This window comes from Micromonospora wenchangensis (assembly GCF_002210435.1).
Taxonomy (GTDB): domain Bacteria; phylum Actinomycetota; class Actinomycetes; order Mycobacteriales; family Micromonosporaceae; genus Micromonospora; species Micromonospora wenchangensis.
The window spans coordinates 14,063-32,327 of record NZ_MZMV01000011.1 but is presented as its reverse complement, the minus strand read 5'-3'; the positions used below and the strand labels follow the sequence as shown (position 1 = coordinate 32,327).

The 18,265-nt window shown below is 69.8% G+C and carries 18 protein-coding genes; 10 read left to right on the top strand and 8 right to left on the bottom strand.

From position 1 onward, the window contains the following. Positions 1-70 precede the first annotated feature (70 nt). The 10 genes from B5D80_RS08825 (at position 71) to B5D80_RS08780 (ending at position 10,392) form a co-directional block, all read left to right on the top strand. On the top strand, positions 71-637 hold the full coding sequence (locus B5D80_RS08825; protein ID WP_088643416.1) for a sigma-70 family RNA polymerase sigma factor: 567 nt from the start codon (positions 71-73) through the stop codon (positions 635-637). 74 nt (positions 638-711) lie between these two features. Next, the gene (locus B5D80_RS08820) at positions 712-1,455 is read left to right on the top strand and encodes a zf-HC2 domain-containing protein (RefSeq protein ID WP_088643415.1); all 744 of its coding nucleotides are present in this window, start codon (positions 712-714) and stop codon (positions 1,453-1,455) included. Positions 1,456-1,580: 125 nt separating this feature from the next. Then, the gene (locus B5D80_RS08815) at positions 1,581-2,183 is read left to right on the top strand and encodes a copper chaperone PCu(A)C (protein WP_088643314.1); all 603 of its coding nucleotides are present in this window, start codon (positions 1,581-1,583) and stop codon (positions 2,181-2,183) included. A 23-nt stretch (positions 2,184-2,206) separates the two neighbouring features. Beyond that, a complete protein-coding gene (locus tag B5D80_RS08810) occupies positions 2,207-3,421 on the top strand; it encodes a Dyp-type peroxidase (protein ID WP_088643313.1) in 1,215 nt (404 codons plus the stop codon). 22 nt (positions 3,422-3,443) lie between these two features. Beyond that, positions 3,444-4,010: a copper resistance CopC family protein gene (locus tag B5D80_RS08805; protein ID WP_088643312.1), complete on the top strand. Its 567-nt coding sequence runs from the start codon at positions 3,444-3,446 to the stop codon at positions 4,008-4,010. Positions 4,011-4,067: 57 nt separating this feature from the next. Beyond that, positions 4,068-6,173 carry a bifunctional copper resistance protein CopD/cytochrome c oxidase assembly protein gene (locus B5D80_RS08800; RefSeq protein WP_245854360.1) on the top strand — a complete coding sequence of 702 codons (2,106 nt, stop codon included), beginning with the start codon at positions 4,068-4,070 and terminating at the stop codon, positions 6,171-6,173. A gap of 166 nt (positions 6,174-6,339) precedes the next feature. Next, positions 6,340-7,812 carry a PepSY-associated TM helix domain-containing protein gene (locus B5D80_RS08795; protein ID WP_088643311.1) on the top strand — a complete coding sequence of 491 codons (1,473 nt, stop codon included), beginning with the start codon at positions 6,340-6,342 and terminating at the stop codon, positions 7,810-7,812. Positions 7,813-8,472: 660 nt separating this feature from the next. Continuing rightward, a complete protein-coding gene (locus tag B5D80_RS08790) occupies positions 8,473-8,883 on the top strand; it encodes a hypothetical protein (protein ID WP_088643310.1) in 411 nt (136 codons plus the stop codon). 106 nt (positions 8,884-8,989) lie between these two features. After that, complete coding sequence (locus B5D80_RS08785) at positions 8,990-9,760, top strand: DsbA family protein (RefSeq protein WP_245854358.1); 771 nt, start codon at positions 8,990-8,992, stop codon at positions 9,758-9,760. Further along, entirely contained in the window at positions 9,757-10,392 is a 636-nt protein-coding gene (locus B5D80_RS08780; protein WP_088643308.1) for a vitamin K epoxide reductase family protein, read from the top strand. The genes B5D80_RS08785 and B5D80_RS08780 overlap by 4 nt, the downstream gene beginning before the upstream one ends. Before the next feature lie 113 nt (positions 10,393-10,505). Here B5D80_RS08780 and B5D80_RS08775 read toward each other — a convergent pair whose 3' ends face one another. The 8 genes from B5D80_RS08775 to B5D80_RS08740 form a co-directional block, all read right to left on the bottom strand. Next, a complete protein-coding gene (locus B5D80_RS08775; protein ID WP_245854356.1) occupies positions 10,506-11,162 on the bottom strand; it encodes a DJ-1/PfpI family protein in 657 nt (218 codons plus the stop codon). 182 nt (positions 11,163-11,344) lie between these two features. Next, entirely contained in the window at positions 11,345-11,974 is a 630-nt protein-coding gene (locus tag B5D80_RS08770) for a DJ-1/PfpI family protein (protein WP_088643307.1), read from the bottom strand. A 1-nt stretch (position 11,975) separates the two neighbouring features. Further along, positions 11,976-12,833, bottom strand: coding sequence for an AraC family transcriptional regulator (locus B5D80_RS08765; protein ID WP_088643306.1), 858 nt, complete (start codon positions 12,831-12,833; stop codon positions 11,976-11,978). Continuing rightward, positions 12,830-13,609, bottom strand: a complete 780-nt coding sequence (locus B5D80_RS08760; RefSeq protein ID WP_245854353.1) for an ABC transporter ATP-binding protein — start codon at positions 13,607-13,609, stop codon at positions 12,830-12,832. Before B5D80_RS08760 ends, B5D80_RS08765 begins: the two co-directional genes overlap by 4 nt. A gap of 5 nt (positions 13,610-13,614) precedes the next feature. Beyond that, entirely contained in the window at positions 13,615-14,607 is a 993-nt protein-coding gene (locus B5D80_RS08755) for a FecCD family ABC transporter permease (protein WP_204923512.1), read from the bottom strand. Positions 14,608-14,671: 64 nt separating this feature from the next. Then, complete coding sequence (locus B5D80_RS08750; protein WP_211291439.1) at positions 14,672-15,670, bottom strand: ABC transporter substrate-binding protein; 999 nt, start codon at positions 15,668-15,670, stop codon at positions 14,672-14,674. Between the two features lie 191 nt (positions 15,671-15,861). Further along, on the bottom strand, positions 15,862-16,911 hold the full coding sequence (locus tag B5D80_RS08745) for a GlxA family transcriptional regulator (protein ID WP_211291438.1): 1,050 nt from the start codon (positions 16,909-16,911) through the stop codon (positions 15,862-15,864). A 273-nt stretch (positions 16,912-17,184) separates the two neighbouring features. Next, positions 17,185-17,826: a class I SAM-dependent methyltransferase gene (locus tag B5D80_RS08740; RefSeq protein WP_088643301.1), complete on the bottom strand. Its 642-nt coding sequence runs from the start codon at positions 17,824-17,826 to the stop codon at positions 17,185-17,187. Between the last annotated feature and the right edge of the window lie 439 nt (positions 17,827-18,265).

Sequence of the window (18,265 nt, the reverse complement as noted above, 5' to 3'; positions counted from 1 at the left end):
ACCCGTCGTCACCGGCGATCGGGTCATGACGGCGGGGGACGCCCGGCAAAACCGGACACGGAGGTACCAGGTGACCGACGACGCGGAGATCACCTCCTGGGCTCTAGCGGCAGGCCGGGGCGACCAGGAATCGGCCACCCGCTTCATTCGGGCGACCCAGCAGTACATATGGCGGTTCGTCGCCCACCTGATCAGCCCGTCCGAGGCCGACGACCTGACCCAGGAGACGTATCTGCGAGCGATGCGCTCGTTGCCGTCATTCGCCGCGCGCTCGTCGGCCAGGACATGGCTGCTCGGGATCGCCCGGAAGGTAGCGGTCGACCACGTACGCGCGGCGACGAGACGGCCGCGTACCACGCAACTGTCAGACCGGCACGATGTCCCCGACGCTGGCGGCAGCGCCTTCGATGGTGCGGTCGTGCTCAACGATCTCCTGTGCTCGTTGGCGCCGGACCGACGCGAAGCGTTCGTGGCGACCCAGATCCTCGGCCTGTCCTACGCCGAGACCGCCGAGGTGTGCGGGTGCCCTGTCGGCACCATCCGTTCCCGGGTGGCACGGGCTCGAGAGGACCTGGTTGCCGCAGTCGACGCGAGCCCTTGGCCGGCGCGGCGGCAGCGCGGCAGCGCGGCCAGCTGAAGGCGACCGACCGAGGACGCCACATCCCCGGTCAACCCGGGAACCAGGACACCCTGTCAACCGACTACCGGTGCATGGGGTGTGAGCAGTGGCGGGAGATCCTGTCAGCGCAGTTGGACGGCGAGGCAACCTTCGCTGAGCAGGCCGGGGCCGACGTTCACCTCGACGGGTGCGCGACCTGCCGGCGATGGTACGACCGGGCCGCTGCCGTGACCCGGCGGACCCGCCTGACGCTCACCGCGCCCGGACCCGTTCTCACCCACGTCGTCGTGGTCGCACCCCCCGCGCCTCGACGCCTGCGGGACCGTCTCGTGCTCCCCCTGCGAGCAGGGCTTGCGCTCATCGGTGCTGTTCAGCTGGTGCTGGGCCTGGCGCAGGTCGGCCGTGGCCCGTCCACCGCACACGCCCACGGCGCCCTGAGCTCTGGGCACCTGTGGCACGAGGCTGCCGCCTGGAACGTCGCCGTCGGCGCTGGATTCCTCTTCGTGGCTGCGCGGCGTACACCCTCCACCGGGCTGGTGCCGACCCTGAGTGCCTTTGTCGGCACACTCATGCTGTTGTCGGTCAATGACCTGATGACCGGCCGGGTGGAACCCTCCCGCCTGGTCAGCCACGGTTTCCTGCTCGCCGGGTACCTGATCGTCGTCGCGTTGTCGCAGACCAGGCGGCACCGTGACGAGCCTCCGACGCACAGCCGGACCACCCGTCCCACTTGGCATTCCACGGCTGGTGACGAACCACAGGCCACCCGGCCGAGGCTGCGACTGGCACCGCCCCACCCGGGCACGGCACGGATCAGCGACCGGTCAGCGGCCTGAACCGCGAGAACGCCACACCACTGCGCCAGCCGTGGCCACGTGACGGCCATTACCCGCCAGCCCGGAACTTTCGCGCCGCGGCGACCGACCAACAATGCAGCACGCAATCATCGGAGGCACAGTTTATGCGCACCACCAGCCCTTTCGGATCGCGCCGACGTTCGGCCCTTGTCCTCGCCACCGCAGCTGCGCTCGTCGCAGTCGGTGCCGGCGGATGCGCCTCGTCCGACTCGTCGTCGACCGCGCAGCCGAGCCCGTCCGCGTCGGCCAGCGCCGCTGCGGGTGTGGTCACGGTTCGCGACCCGTGGGTGAAGGCAGCCGACAAGGGGATGACTGCGGCCTTCGGGACCCTGGTCAACGACGGCGACACCGATGTGACTCTGACCAGCGCCACGACCTCCATCTCCGCGATGGAGTTGCACGAGATGGCCATGAAAGACGGCAAGATGGTCATGCAGCAGAAGCAGGGCGGCATCGTGATCAAGGCCAAGAGCACCCACGCGTTGGAGCCCGGCGGTGATCACCTGATGCTGATGGATATCACCAAGCCCGTCCAGGCCGGCGACGAGTTGACCTTCACGCTCACCTTCTCCGACGGCAAGACCCAGCAGTTCACCGCGGTCGCCAAGCCGTTCACCGGCGCGCAGGAGACCTATGCCCCGGGGCACGGCGAGCCGATGCCCGGCATGAGCGCCACGCCGGGGATGACCATGACCCCAGCATCGTGACGCAGACACCACCCGTCCACCCGGTGAGCAGGCGTGGCCTGCTCACCGGCGGCGCGCTGGCCGCCGGCGGGGTACTGGCCGGTGGGGCCGCCGTTGTCGCGACCCGCGCAGGGCAGACCGGCCCCCCGTCGGTGGACGCCGCCGGCACGACGCCGGTGGCGAGTGTCGGCGGACTGGTCGAGCCGTTCTACGGCGTCCGGCAGGCCGGGATCGCCACCGAACCGCAGGCGCACGGGTCGTTCGTGGCGTTGACACTGCGGGCCGGCACGGACCGGGCCGCGCTGGGTCGATGGCTGCGGCTACTGACCGACGACGCGGCCCGGCTCACCCAGGGCCGACCCGCTCTGGCTGACACCGAGGCCGAACTCGGGCTGCTGCCCGCACGGTTGACCGTGACCTTCGGCTTCGGGCCGGGCCTCTACCGGGCGGGCGGCGTCGACGATCGCCGGCCGGCGTCGGTCGCCGACCTTCCGTCGTTCCGCATCGACCGGCTTCAGCCGGCCTGGTCCGGTGGTGATCTGCTGCTGCAGATCTGCGCCGACGACGCGATCAGCGTGGCCCATGCCCAACGGGTCCTGATCAAGGACAGCAGGCCGTTCGCGACCGTGCGATGGGTGCAACAGGGCTTCCGGCGTAGCCCCGGCGTCGAGCCGGGCGGCCACACACAGCGCAACCTGTTCGGTCAACTCGACGGCACCGCCAACCCCCAGCCGGGGGTTGCGATGGACACGGCCGTCTTCGTGGCCGACGGACCGGCATGGCTACGCGACAGCACCACCCTGGTACTGAGACGAATCAGCATGAACCTGGAGACCTGGGACCTGCTCGGCCGTACCGACCGCGAACTCGCCGTGGGCCGACGGCTCGCCACCGGCGCACCGCTGACCGGAACCGCCGAGCACGACGAACCCGACTTCGCCGCCACCGGCCCGGACGGCCTCACCGTCATCCCCGACTTCTCCCACATGACCCGCGCACACGTCACCGACGACCGGTACAAGATCCTGCGCCGGCCCTACAACTACGACGGTGCGCCGACGGCGGAGGGTCACGCGGACAGCGGTCTGATCTTCGCGTCCTACCAGGCCGACATCACCCGTCAGTTCCTGCCCATCCAGCGCCGGTTGGCCGATCGGGATCTACTCAACGAGTGGACCACCCCGATCGGGTCCGCCGTCTTCGCCGTCCCTCCCGGTTGTCAACCGGGAGGATGGATCGGCGAGCAGGTACTCGGATGATCACGTCCACCGGAGTTTCGTCATGACCGCACCGTCGTCCCGCCCCACCGCCGTTCGACTCGGCGCGGCGGTGCTCGCCGCCGTCGTGGCGCTGCTCATTCCGGTCAGCCCGGCGTGGGCACACAACACGCTGCGCTCGGCTGCGCCGGCCCAGGAGTCGACGCTGTCCAGCGCACCCACCGAGATCGTGCTCGAGTTCGTCGAACGGCTGGACCCGACGTTCACCACCATCGTGCTCACCGACGCCGCCAAACGGAAGGTACCCACGGGCGATCCGGTCGTCGGTGGCGCGAAGGGATCGGTCCAGGTGACCGGGGCGCTGCCCAACGGCACCTACACCGTCGCCTACCGGGTCGTCTCCACCGACGGCCACCCGGTCCAGGGGTCGTACCCGTTCACGGTGGCCGACCCCAACTCCAGCGCCGCGCCGATCGTCGGTACGACCACCGACGCGCCGTCCGCGGCGGCGTCGGTGCAGGGCGACGATGGGCCGGGCACCGGCGTCCTCGTCGCCGGCGGCGCGCTGGCCGCCGTCGTCGTGGTGGTCGTTGGTGGGCTGCTCCTACGACGGCGAGCGAACCGTCGTTGACCAGACCGTTCTCCTGCGGTCGCGTCTCATCACCACTTCACAGGTCAAGGTCACCACGTGTCCGACACAGATTCCCGGCAGGTCGCCGCCGACGGCTCCGCTACCACCATCCCGGTGCCGGCGGCGACATCCGCCAGCCGGTTCCGGTCCACCGCATCGACGGCCTACGACTGGTTCCTTGTTGTCACCGCCTGCGCCTCGGGGATCGCTGTGCTGCTGTCGGGCCTGCGGGTCGGGGGTGCCCTCGCCGCCGTGATTCCAGGCCTACCCGATGCGGGACCAGCCACGACCTGGGCGCTACCGGTGGTCCGGCTCCTCGGTGACGGCCTCGCCACCGTCACCGTCGGCATGCTGGTGACCTCCGCATTCCTGCTGCCCGGCGACGGGCGCACCGTCTCGCCCCACGGCTACCTGCTGCTACGGCGAGCGAGCCTCACCGCGCTCGGCTGGGCGGTGGCGGCGCTGTCGCTGATGGTGCTGACGGTCTCAGACCTGCTCGGCCAGCCGCTGGAAACGCTCAAGCCCGCGACGGTCGTCAGTTTCGCCACCATGATCTCGCAGGGCCAGTCCCTCGTGCTGCAGGCTGGGCTGGCCCTGACCGTGGCGCTGCTGGCCCGTGCCGGGGTGTCCCGAGGGCTCGCCGCGACGGTCACGATCCTGGCCCTGATCGCGGTGCTACCTCCGGCTTTCACCGGCCACGCCGCCGGAGCCGGTAACCACCAGATCGCGGTCACCAGCCTGGCCCTGCACATCCTCGCCGCCGCGGTGTGGATCGGTGGACTCGTCGCCCTGCTGATGGTGCGGCGCAGCCGAATGCTGGCCGAGGCCGCTGCCCGGTACAGCCGCCTGGCACTGGGCTGCATCGTCGCCGTGACGGTGAGCGGGCTGGCCAACGCCGCCGTCCGCCTCGGCACGGTCGACCAGCTCTGGCAGTCCCGCTACGGCTGGCTGGTCCTCGGCAAGGTCGCCGCCCTGCTGATCCTCGGCGTGCTCGGCGCGGCACACCGCTGCCGTACCCTGCCGGCGTTGCGCGCCGGCAGTCGATGGGCGTTCACCCGACTGGCCGCCGGTGAACTGATCGTGTTCGCCGCCACCGTGGGCCTTGCCGTGGCACTGTCGCGCAGCCCCACCCCCGTCCCGGTGTCCGGCATCGACGCCGACCCGATCACCGAGTTGCTCGGCTTCCCGATGCCTGCCGCACCCACGGCGGGCAACCTGCTCGGGCAGCCGCTGCCGGACATGTTCTTCCTGACCCTCTGCGCTGTCGGCGTCGGCGGGTACCTGGCCGGGGTACGCCGGATGCACGTCGCCGGGCACCGGTGGCCTCTCGCCCGGACGGCGAGTTGGGTGGGCGGGTTGCTGTTGCTCGCCGCGACGACCAACCTCGGTGTGGCCCGCTACGCGTACGTGCTGTTCAGCGCACACATGGCCCAACACATGGTGCTGTCGATGCTGGTGCCGATCCTGCTGGTCGGCGGCGCACCGGTCACCCTCGCCCTGCGTGCCCTGCGCCGACCGGCCGACCCACAGGTACGCGGCGCCCGGGAGTGGCTGCTGATCGCCGTGCACAGCCGCGTCACCAAGCTGCTCACCCACCCACTCGTCGCGCTCGGCATCTACACCGGCAGCCTGTTCGGTCTGTACTTCAGCGACCTACTCGGCGTGCTGATGCGCTCCCACCTCGGTCACCTGGCGATGCTCACCCACTTCGTGGTCGCCGGCTACCTGCTGTTCTGGGTGCTCATCGGTGTCGACCCCGGTCGCCGACGGCTCCCCCATCCCCTGCTGGTGATCATCCACCTCGCGTCGATGATGGCCCACGGCTTCTTCGGCCTGGTCCTCATGCAGACCACCACCGTCATCGCCCCCGACTGGTACATCGCCGTCCACCCCGCCTGGGCGTCGTCGCTGCTGGCCGACCAGAACCTCGGTGCCGGCATCGCCTGGGCCTTCGGCGAGCTACCTGCCGTCGTCGTCATGATTATTCTTGTTCGCCAGTGGATCCGCGCCGATGTGCGCGAGCAGGTCCGCCTCGACCGGGCGGCCGACCGGGCGGACGCAACCGGCGAGGAGGACGACCTCGCCCGCTACAACGCGTTCCTCGCCGCGTCCGGACAGGCCGACAGTGGCGCGCGGCGCGCGACCGGGTCCGACCAGCACTGACAACGCTGCGGCCTGGTGCCGTCCGAGAAATTCTCGGGAACCTCGAGGGCTTGCGTTCCGACTACCTCACCAAGCCGGAGCAACGCAACGAACCACCGGGCGACCATGCCAGCAGGAGAAGCACCCCCTGGCGGGGGTGCTTCTCGCCAATGCCGATCGGAAGAACATGTCTCTCACCGAACTGTCCGGCGGGTCGACGCCGGAACCCGCCACAGCCACCGAAACACCTGCCCGACCGGCCCGACGAACGTCACCGTTCGGTGCGCTGCTGCTACGGCTGCACTTCTACGCCGGTATCCTCGTCGCCCCGTTCCTGGTGGTCGCCGCCCTGACCGGGCTGGCCTACACCACCACCCCGCAACTGGACAGCATCCTCTACAGCGACCAACTGACCGTCGCTCAGGTGGGTGACCGTCCGCTGCCACTGGCCGACCAGGTCGGTGCCGCCCGCAACGCCCACCCGGAGGGCAGCATCACCACCGTGCAGCCCGGCGAGGGTGACCGGACCACCCGGGTGACGTTCGCCCTGCCAGAGCTCGGCGACAAGCAGCACACCGTCTACGTCGACCCGTACACCGCGCAGGTCCAGGGCCAGCTGACCACCTGGTTCGGCTCGACCCCGGCCACCACCTGGCTGGACGACCTGCATCGTAACCTGCACCTGGGCGTGGTGGGCCGGCACTACTCCGAGCTGGCCGCGAGCTGGCTGTGGGTCCTCGCGCTCGGCGGGGTGATCCTGTGGTGGCGTCGACGCAGCGCCTCCCGGGCCACCGCCCGGCACCTGCTCGTACCGGACCTGTCCGCCGGCAAGGGTGTCCGCCGTACCCGGGGCTGGCACGCCACCACCGGCATCTGGCTCACCGTCGGCCTGCTGTTCCTCTCGGCCACCGGGCTCACCTGGTCCCGCTATGCCGGGGCGAACTTCGGTGCCGGCCTCGACGCGCTCAGCGCCCGCGCCCCGGAGATCTCGACCAGCCTCACCACCGTCCCGGACGAGCCGGCCGAGACCGGCGGCGGCCACCACGAGGCCAGCGGTGCAGGCGGAGTGGTCGAGTCGGCTGCTTTCGATCGGGTGGTGGCGGCCGCCCGTACGGCCGGCCTGGACGGCCCGGTCGAGATCGCCCCGGCTGCCGAGGCGGGCTCGGCCTGGACGGTCACGCAGGTCGACAACACCTGGCCAGTCGCCAAGGACCGCGTCGCCGTCGACCCGGCCGGCGGTCAGGTCACCGCCCGCAGCGACTTCGCCGACTGGCCGCTGCTGGCGAAACTCAGTGGCCTCGGTATCCAGGCCCACATGGGTATCCTGTTCGGCCCGGTCAACCAGATCCTGCTCGCGGCGCTGGCGCTCGGGCTGCTCTGCGTCATCGTCTGGGGCTACCGCATGTGGTGGCAACGCCGACCCACCCGCGCCGACCGACGCGCCCTCGCCGGCACCCCGCCGCCCCGTGGCGGGGTCCGCGGCATGCCGCTGTGGGTCCTGCTCATCGGCGTACCGGTGACCGTGGCAATCGGTTGGGCGCTGCCCCTGTTCGGGATCACCCTGCTCGCGTTCCTCGTCATCGACGTCGTCGTGGGCGCGGTGTCGCGACGACGCCGTCCAGCCGTGGTCCCCACCTCCCCCGCGCCAGCCGGCAGCTGACGCACTGACAGGGTTCGGCCGTTCGTCCGCCGAACGGGCGGCCGAACCCCGCGTCTGGTGGGCCAGCAGCACGCCCAGTCCGATGCCGGCTGGTCACCCCCGTTGCCGTGATCAGTTCGCCGGACGTCGCCTCTGGTCAGGGCGGCGAGACCGGTGGTGCGTGCCGGTTGTCGGGAACCAGCGGGGTCGGCGGTGCGACTACCCCACCAGCGGGCGGCGCATGCCGTACCGGGGCGTGGCGGGGGGTACCGGATGACGGGCGTACACATCCTGGCGGTGGGTCTGGCCGTGACGGTCTGGCTGCTCCTGACGGCCGGGCGACGTGTTCCTGATCTATCCGGAGACACCTCCGTGGAGACCGAGGTGCCATCGTCGCCTGGTCAGTGCGCGGAGCCTGACCACGCCGCAACCGGCCCGGCCCGCTGCTTCCCCGACCCTCGACACCCGACGACTCGTCGACGGCAGGTGACCGCACCAGCGACCAGGGCGGTACGCGGTCACGGGCGGCGACATGGCCCGGGTCTGCGGCTGAGTCACCGGACGGCCGGCTACACCACGGGGAAGACTCAGGATCTCGGTCATGTCCTCAGCTGCGCGCCTCGTGCCCGTGGGCGTCACGAGGCGCTCACCGGGCCGCAGCGGCACCAGCGATGGCCAGCCGTGCTCGCGGTGTCCGCCCTCGCACTCACGCTGATCGCCGCGGTGACGGTGCCACCGGTCACCGCGCAGGCAGCCCGTGACCGCGCGTTCTGTCCCAAGCGTCAGTCGGTGGCGATCAGCGGGGACGGCCACACTCTGCACGTGTGGTTGCAGCGCGACACCGCGTCTCCCCTCCTGCACCTCTGCTGGACCAACGACGGCGGCCCCGCCGACGAGATCCGCGGCTGGGCGGCCACCGCTGTGGACGCCACCGCTCCCGAGCTGCGGACCGACGTCGAGGTTCTGGCGCTGACCGCTCAAACCGCGATCGGACACGTGGCCCTTACCCCCGGTCACGTCTGGCGGCTGTCCTTCGAGCTGGACACGGACTCCGGCGCCCTCCCGACTCTGTCGACGGCCATCCGGATCTGACCGGTCGTCGCACGAGCCGGAACTCCAGCAGGGTCTCGAACGACCAATAAGTCAGCACCCGCCCGAAGGCGGCAGTGCGACGAAGCCTCGGGTGGAAGGTCCACGGATGTCCAAGAAGCGCAACCGGCCCGCAAGGCCGACCGCCGACGGCGGCAGGACTGGCGGTTCCGGAGCAGAGCGCAGCAGGAAGGCGTCTGACAAGGCTGCCAAGGCGATGCGCGCCCGATGTGTGAGCACCAACACCAAGATCACTTTCGGGCTGTTGGCGATCGTGCTCGCCGGACTCGCCGGGCTGTTCGTCTTCGTCCAGAACAGCAGTGACAAAGCTCGGCAGGCAGCTGGCGACCGGGTGGTGAGGGCGGATAGCCACCGGCTCACCGCCGCCGAGGACGGCAAGGTAACCATCGTCGAATTCCTCGATTTCGAGTGCCCGTCCTGCGGACAGGCGTTCCCTGGCGTGGAGAGACTCCGCCAGGAGTACGCTGGCAAGATCACCTATGTGGTCCGGAACTTCCCGCTGACCCAGCACGCCAACGCACAGAACGCCGCCCGCGCCGCCGAGGCCGCCGCGCGACAGGACAAGTTCGAGCAGATGTACGTAAAGCTGTTCGAGAACCAGTCCACGTGGGGCGGGCAGCAGCAGGACCAGTCGGTCGTCTTCGAGGGCTACGCCCAGCAGCTTGGCCTCGACCTGGCGAAGTTCCGCGCCGACCGCGACGACCCGGGCACCGCGGCCCGTATCCGTGACGACCAGAGCGACGGAACCGCCGCCGGGGTCCAGAGCACCCCGTCGTTCTTCATCAATGGCCAGCGCTTCGACGGGCAGGCCACGTACGCCGGGCTCAAGGCCGCCGTCGACGCAGCGCTCGCCGGATGAGCGGGCAGGTCACGACCGCTCCCGGCCCGGCGGTCGTCCCAGCGGACCCGACGGCGCCGTTCGCGGCGCGCATCATCGGCTGGGTGCTGGCCGTATGCGGTGCGATCGGTAGCGCCGCAGCGCTGACCCTGACCATCGAGAAGATCAACCTTCTGACCGATCCGAGCTATCGGCCCAGTTGCAGCATCAACCCGATCCTGTCCTGCGGCTCGGTGATGACCACGCCGCAGGCGACCGCGTTCGGTTTCCCCAACCCTCTGATCGGCATCGTCGGGTTCAGCGCGGTGACCACCATCGGTGTCGCGGTCCTGGCCGGCGCCCGACTACCGCGCTGGTTCTGGCTCGGCCTGCAACTCGGCGCGACGTTCGGTATCGGGTTCGTGCACTGGCTGATCTTCCAGAGCCTCTACCGTATCGGCGCGTTGTGTCCGTACTGCATGGTGGTGTGGGTCGTCACCATCGCGATCTTCTGGTATGTCACCTTGCACAACGTCCATCGCGAGCAGTTGTTCAATTCCCGGGGGGCTGTGCTCCTCCGGTATCACACCGTCGTCCTCACCGTCTGGTACGTCATCATCGTCGCCCTCATCGGCGAGCAGTTCTGGTTCTACTGGCGCACCCTGTTGATTTGAGCGGGTATAACTGCCGGGGATCAGCCGGGTGCCATACCCTCCCCAGCCCCCTGACGTTGATGATCCAGCTGGGAAGATGACGATGACACGGTGGCGCTACCGTCGCCGGTGCCCTACCTGGTCCAGACCGTGCCCCGTGCCTGGTATTCAAGAGCCTCTTCGACTTGGACCGCGACGTCGGCGTTGAGTTCGCGCGCGACGAGGTGCAGCGCCAGATCCAAGCCGGACGTGATGCCGGCCGCGGTGACCAGATCGCCGTCGTCTACCACGCGCGCATTCTTGACCACACCGCCGCGCGCGGCCAGTTCCTTCTTGGCGACCGTGTGGGTGGTGCAGGGACGGCCGGTGACCAGACCGGCGGCGGCCAGGATGATCGCGCCGGTGCAGAGCGAGGTGATGGTGAGCCCCGGGCGGCGTGCTGCGGCGAGCGCCTTCGGGAGTGCCCCGCTGTTGATCTCCGCCCAGATGCCGGGCTCTCCGGGACGGCCGCCGCCGGGCACGACGATCAGATCCGCTTCCTCGGGCCGCCAGCCGCAGTCGACCGTCACGCGAGTGCCGAACGCGGCGGTGATGACGCGCGGCCTGCCAAGCACCATGTAGCTGGTGTCGATCTTTCTGCTGCTGTACCAGCCGGCCAGGGAGAACACTTCCTGTGGTGCGATGAAGTCCTGCTCCTCGACACCGTCGAACAGGACGATGCGAACTCGCAGGGGACCCTTGGCACCACCCCGTGTGGCCTCGGCCGGCTGTGCGCCGATCAGTGTGCCCACGCCCGCAGCCGCACTACCCGCCAGCACTGCCCGTCGCCTCATGAGGAGCACCTCCCGACACCCGTCAATGTACAAACAGTCGCCGGCCGGGAGGAGAAAGTTCCTGGCCGTGGGTGAAGGTGCGGTGGGTGTCGCCGAACCAGACGGCAGACTCGGCGGTCCATGGTGGACCGGAGCACCCGTCAAGGCGACAGCATGCGGCCGGCCCGCTCCACTACCGACGGTGGCGCGGTGTCCACGGAACCTGCCTGGTACGGCGGCTCCGGGGCGTACTCGATGATCAGCTGCACGGTCTGTGCGGCCTCGTCGCCCATGATCCGGCCGGCCAGGATCAGCGCCATGTCGATGCCTGCGGACACGCCGGCCGCAGTCGCGTAGTGGCCGTCGATCACCACCCGGTCCTTCACGGGCGTCACCCCGAAGCCGGTGAGCATGTCGAGCCCGGCCCAGTGGGTCGTCGCCCGTCGGCCCGTCAGCAGTCCGGCGGCGGCCAGCACGAACGCGCCGGTGCAGACGGACGTCGTCCATGTGGTGGTCCGGTCGACGGCCCGCAGCCACTCGATCAGCGGGCCGTCGTCGGCCATCTGGTCCTGCTGGCCCGCTCCCCCGCCGACCAGCACGATGTCCGGCTCGGACACGTCGGCGTACGTCGCGACGGCGTCGACCGACAGGCTGCCCAGGTCGTTCACGACCAAGCCCGGACGCTCGGCGACGAACACGACTTCGGTGTCCGGCAGACGACCCAGAACCTCGTACGGCCCGAGGACGTCGAGCGCCGTGAAACCGGGATAGACGACGATGGCGACCTGCATGTCACGATCCCTCCGCGATGGCGAAGCGCTGTGGTGCCGCCCGGAATTGCTCCTGGCACCAGTCGCCGCAGAAGTGCCAGGTGCGTCCGTCCATTTCGAGGGTGATCGGGGTGTCGGGGGATACCGGCATCTGACATACCGGACACACCGGCTGTTCCGGGTTTACCGCCGCAGGCTCGGTGAACTCGGCGTTACTGTCGGGGTGCATCCAGCCCGTGCCCTGGTATTCGAGGTAGGTGGCGGTGCGCTGCGCGACGGCGCGCCCGAAGTAGCGTTCGACGATCCGCAGGGCGAGGTCGGTGCCCGAGGTGAGCCCGCCGGCGGTGGCGAGCCGGCCGTCCTCGACGTAGCGGACCCCGGCGACGACGGTGAGGGCGGGAAACATGGCCTGGAGTGCCTGGTAGGCGCTGTGGTGGGCCGTTGCGGTCCGGCCGTCGAGGAGGCCCGCCTGGCCGAGTACGAACGATCCGTTGCAGACCGACATGGTCACTGCGGTGTTCTGATGGACACGCCGCAGCCAGTCCAGCACCTCGGGGGCGAGTCTGCCGGTGTCCAGGGCCGGGACGACCACGATGTCCGGTGCCGGCACTGTTTCGACGGCGTGACCGGGCACGACGACCATGCCTCCGGAGATCGGGACAGGGTCCGTCGTAGCCGCCACCGTGGTCAGCGTGAACGGGGTACGCCCGTCGTCGAGGCGGGCGTACTCGAACACGCCCCACGGGCCGGCGAAGTCGACCAGTTCCGCGTGCGGTGAGAGAACGACGGCCACGGTGATGGTGCCGGTCGCAGGTGGTTCGAGGGGTGCGGTGAGCCTGGCGTCGGGAACCGGCTCGCCGGGCGGGCTCTGCATGGTCATCTGGAAATCTCCCGTTCGGAACACGGCGCCGCGAACACCAGGTGCGGCTGACCGGTGAGTGGGTGGGTGGTCGTCGCTCCCCGTACGCCGAAGACGTCGGCCAGGCGTTGCGGGGTGAGCACGGTGACGGGATCGTCGGCCGCGACGACCCGGCCGTGGTGCAGCAGCACGACGGCGTCGCAGTAGGACATCGCGTGGTCGAGGTCGTGCAGGGCGGCGACGGTGGTGAGCCCGAGTTCGCGGATCAACTCGAGCAGTTCCAGTTGCGCGCCGATGTCGAGGTGGTTGGTCGGCTCGTCGAGCAGCAGGACCGGGGTGTTCTGGGCGAGCGCGCGGGCGAGTAGGACCCGCTGGCGTTCGCCGCCGGACAGCGTGACGAAACGCCGTCCCTCGGCCCACTCGATGCGGGCGCGGACCAGCGCCTCGTCGACGATGGTGCGGTCGGTGGTGCTCTCCCGTTCGAGCAGTCGCTGGTGCGGGATCCGTCCCATGGCGACGATGTCGCGGACGGTGTAGTCGTTGTCGAGTTCCTGGTCCTGGGCGACCACCGCCCGTAACTGGCCGGCCCGGCGGGCGGGGACCTGCCAGACGTCGTGATCGCCGATGTGCACGGTGCCCTGCTGCGGCCGGATGATGCGGTACAGGCAGCGCAGCAGTGTGCTCTTGCCGGATCCGTTCGGCCCGATCAGTCCGGTCACCCGGCCGTCGGCGGCGGTGAACGAGACGTCATCGAGGATGGTCGTGCCGTCGATGGTCACCGAGACGCCGGTCGCCATGACCCTCATCGCACCGCCCCGGACTGGCTGCGCAGCAGCCACAGGAAGAAGGGCGCGCCGAGCACGGCGGTGAAGATGCCGATCGGCATCTCGTTCGGCCGGTCCAGGGTGCGCGACAACAGGTCGACGAGGATCAGGAAGACCGCCCCCAGCAGCAGCGACACCGGGATCACCCGGCGATGGTCGGGGCCGACCAGCAGCCGGACCGCGTGCGGCACCAGCAGGCCGACGAAGCCGATCCCACCCGCGACGCTGACGATCGTCGCGGTCAGCAGCGACGCCACCGCGAGCAGCCCGAGACGTAGCCGGTTGACGTCGATCCCCAGCCCGGCCGCCGACGTCTCGCCCATCGTCAGCGCGTTCAACCGGCGGCCGTCAACCAGCAGCCAGAGCAGGCAGACCAGCAGGGCGGCGGTGGGTGCGGGTAGGTCCGGCCAGGACGCGGCGGCGACCGAGCCGAGCACCCAGAACAGGATGCCGCGTAGTTCGCCCGGGTTGGCCTGCAGTTGGATGTAGCTGGTGACGGCACTGCCCAGATAGGCGACGGCCACTCCGGCCAGGATCAGCCGGCCCGGCGCGACCCGACCGGCCCGCTGTGCCAGCCCCACGACCAGGGCGACGCTGACCACCGCCCCGAGGAAGGCCGCGCCGGAGACACCCAGTCCGGCGATCGCCGCGGGCACGAAGCTCAGCGCCAGGGCGGCGCCGATGGAGGCGCCTCCTGAGATGCCGAGCAGGTAGGGATCGGCCAGCGGGTTGCGCACCAATGCCTGCAGACAGACTCCGGCGATGCTCAGACCCGCGCCGGCGACCCCTGCCAGCAGCACCCGGGGCGCGCGGAAGTCCCACACGATCTGGTCGTAGAGCAGGCTGCGCTCGGTGTCTCCCGGCGTGAGGTGCGCCCAGGTCACCGCGACCACGTCGCCCAGCGGCACCGGTACCGTGCCGACGGCGATCGCGACCGCCGCGGCCAGCACGACCGCGACGGTCAGGAGCACGATCAGCAGCGGAACGGCTCTGTCGGGTACGAGGTGGGCACGGGCCGCTTCCGGGCGGGTGCGGTCAGTTCGCTGCGTGGACGGCATCGCTGATCTTCTTCACCGCGACCGCGTTCAGCGGTCCGAGGTAGAAGCTGTCGGAAACCGAGGTGTAGGTCTTGGTCTTCGACGCCGGCCACTGCGGATACTGCGCGAACAGCTGCTCCGCGAACTTCTTGGCGTCGTCGTCCGGCTGGTACAGGCCGATCACCAGCACCTCTACGTTCGCCGCGGCGAGGGCCTCGACGTTGAGTGCGGTGAGTTGCTGGTCGGTCAGGCCGCCGAACGCGTTGACACCGCCGGCCCGGGTGATGATGTCGTCGAAGATGCCGCCGCCGAACACGGCAGGCACCTTGAGACCCATCGCCGACCCCATACTGGGATAGGCGGCCAGCACCCGCTTGGGTGCCCCGGTCGGCGACGGGATGGCGGCCAGCGCCGTGCGCGAGTCCTGCACGACCTGCGCCGCCTTGCCTTGAACGTCGAAGATGACCCCGAGTTGGTTCAGCAGCTCGTACGACGACTCGACCGACCGCGTCACATACGTGGCCGTGTCCTGCGGTCGGGGCGAGGTCGCACCGTTGGCGCAGTTCGACGGGGACACGAAACTGTTGATGCCGGCCTTGCCGAGCTCGTCGCGGGTGATCGAGCCGATCTTGTCGTCGAACCCGCCTGCCCACGTCGAGATCACCAGATCGGGTGACTGGGCGATCACCTGCTCGCGGGGGACCTCGAAGTTCTTGTTCAGCTTCAATCCGCCGGTCGGGATGGCCTTGATCCGTTCGACCATCGTCGGGTCGTCGGAGACGCCGTAGCTCTGGCTGTTGGCCACGATGGTTCCCTCGACGCCGAGCGCGATCATCGACTCGACCTCGGCCACGGACGCGCCGTTGAGCAGCACGACCCGGCGGGGCGCCTGGGAGAACGTGACCTCGCGGCCGCAGTTGTCGATCGTCAGCGGATACGTGGTTCGGGGACCGACGGCGACCGACGCGTCGGCCGATGCGACCGGAGCGTCCGGCACCGTCGTCCCCGAGCAGGCGCCGAGCGCGACGACGAGGCCGATGGCCAGCGTGGAACGGACAATCCGGTCTGGAACGAGAGTCACGTCGAGCTCACATCTCTGTCATGAAGCATGCACGGAAAGCTGAAAATGGCATGAAAATATTCATTTCGCCATATGTCAGGAAGCTTAGAAGCGGCCCGCGCTCACGCCTATGACGTACCGGCCAACAAATCTGCCATCGACGAAGATCCGTCGGGGATCACCGACTCCTTCGCCGACGCGCGACGGTATTCGGTCGGCGAAATGTCGAGTTCGCGCAGGAACGCCCGGCGCATCGCCTCCGCCGACCCATATCCGCAACGGTGAGCGATACCGAGCACACCATCGGTGGTGTCGGTCAGCATGCGCTGGGCAGCCTCCAGCCGGATCAGGTCCACGTACCGGCCCGGCGGCATCCCAACCTGTTCCCCGAACGCCCGGGCGAACTGCCGCGGAGACAGCCCGGCGCGCTCCGCCATCGCCGGGACGGACAGGTCGGCCGCCAGGTTCGCGGCGGCCCAGTACTGCACCTCGCGCAGCGGATCGGTCCGGGCGATCTGGGTCGAGAGCTGGACGCTGAGCTGGGCCTGATTGCCCGGCCGGCGCAGGTAGCACACCAACAGCCGGGCGATGCCCAGAGCCACCGCACGACCGAAGTCCTCCTCGACCAGCGCCATGGCCAGGTCGACCCCGGCTGTCGCCCCCGCCGACGTGGAGATCGTCCCGTCCCGGACGAAGATGGCGTCCGGGTCGAACGCCACCCGGGGAAACATCTCGCTCAGGTAACCGCAGGCCTCCCAGTGGGTGGTGGCCCGGCGACCGTCCAGGAGACCGGCCTTGGCCAGCAGGTAGGCCCCGGTGCACACCGAAACCACCCGCGGGATGCCGGGAGCACGCTCGGCGAGCCAGGCGACGAGCCGGTCGTCGACGTCTCCCACGCCCGGCCCGCCCGGCACCACCAGCAGGTCCGGATCCTCGACGCCGCCCAGGTCACCGTCCGGGACGAGGCGCAGACCACCGGCGGCCCGGACCGCCCCACCATCGAGAGAGGCGGTCCGGATGACGTACGGCGGGCTGTCCGCGTCACCCACGAAGCGGGTAGCCGACGTGAACACGTCGACCGGACCGGCCACGTCGATCGGCTGCACCCCGTCGAACAGGATGACCAGCACCACCCGGGTGCGCACCCCGGCGATCCCGGCGTCAGGAACGTCAGTCATCACCTCGGGTTGGTCGCGCCGTGGACGGCTTTAGTTCCCTGTTCCGACCTTCCACCAGCAGCGGAGCGGGTCCCTCGCCCACAAACCCGCCAGCGTCAGCAGCGTGGAACCAGCCGAACCCGACGGCCTGCTCATCACCGGCGACGCCATGGCCCGCCGGGGGACGGTCGCCTCCGGTAACGCGGAACGCTCTGCCCGAACCGAATGACGCCCGTCGTGGGCCAGTTCGCGCGGGCCGGGCCGACGGCGGTCGCCTTCGCAGCGAAGATCCGGTCAGCCCGTCCTGCGCAAGGCGATCACATTGTCGGTCACCTCGGCCGTCTGGCCACCCGGGCCGGTGGCCGTCCGGTCGCGGGCTTCGCAGCGAAGCACATGCCAGGACGTGGAATCGAGGGCCAGACCGGCCAGGGTCTCGTCCGGGGTGGGAATCGTGGCCCCCTGGTTCCAGGACCATGGTGCTACTGAACCGTGGTCGACGATCAGCAGCATGCCACCGGGGTTCACCTGCTCGCTGAGATCACGCAGGATGCGGGCCCTGGGGAAGTCGAAGAGGCTGTGCAGGTAATGAGCGCTCACCAGGTCCCAGGTGCCCCGGGGTAGGGAATTTGCCAGATCATGCCGTTCGGTGACGATCCTGTCGCTCAGTCTCTGCTGGGCGGCACGTTCGTTCACCCGTTGCAGGGCGGCATCGGCGATGTCGACCGCGGTGACCTGCCAGCCGCGTTGCGCGAGCCACAGGCTGTCGCCGCCCTGGCCGCAGCCCAGGTCGAGAGCGGCACCCGGCGGAAGGTCGCCGGCCGTTGCGGCAAGGATCGGGTTGACGCGTACCTCCCACTGGGCGTCGGCCACCTGCTGGTGCAGACTCTCCCAGAACTCGGCCGGGGTTGCCGCGTCCGGGCGCTCGATGTACTTCATACGCTCACGTCCTCACGATCGATCAGGCTCGACCGGCATGGTGCCCCCTGTCACGCGATGCCGGCGAGGAAACTTGCCGGATCGGCAAACGACCTTCGGAGGGACAACGAGGGCTCGGGCGCAGGGGTGCACGCTGGGATCGGGGCACGGCACCGTGACCGACTCGCCTCGGGGACACCCCGTCGCCGGATCGGAGCAGGTGCCAGGCACCGGTTCGGACTGTGGCGGGGCTGCGTGAGGCAGAGCCGACATCGCCACACTCCCGCGCCCGGTCGGCGTACCGCATCATCCGACTGGTTCGCCGATCCGGTCGCCGGCTCACCTTGAGGGAACTTTCGCTTGTCGTCAGACGACTATGTCTGTGAATCACCCCGGCCTCCTTCTCGAGGTAGGGGTGTCCGCCACCCCTGGTCAGCGCAGATGCCACTCTGGAAGGGTC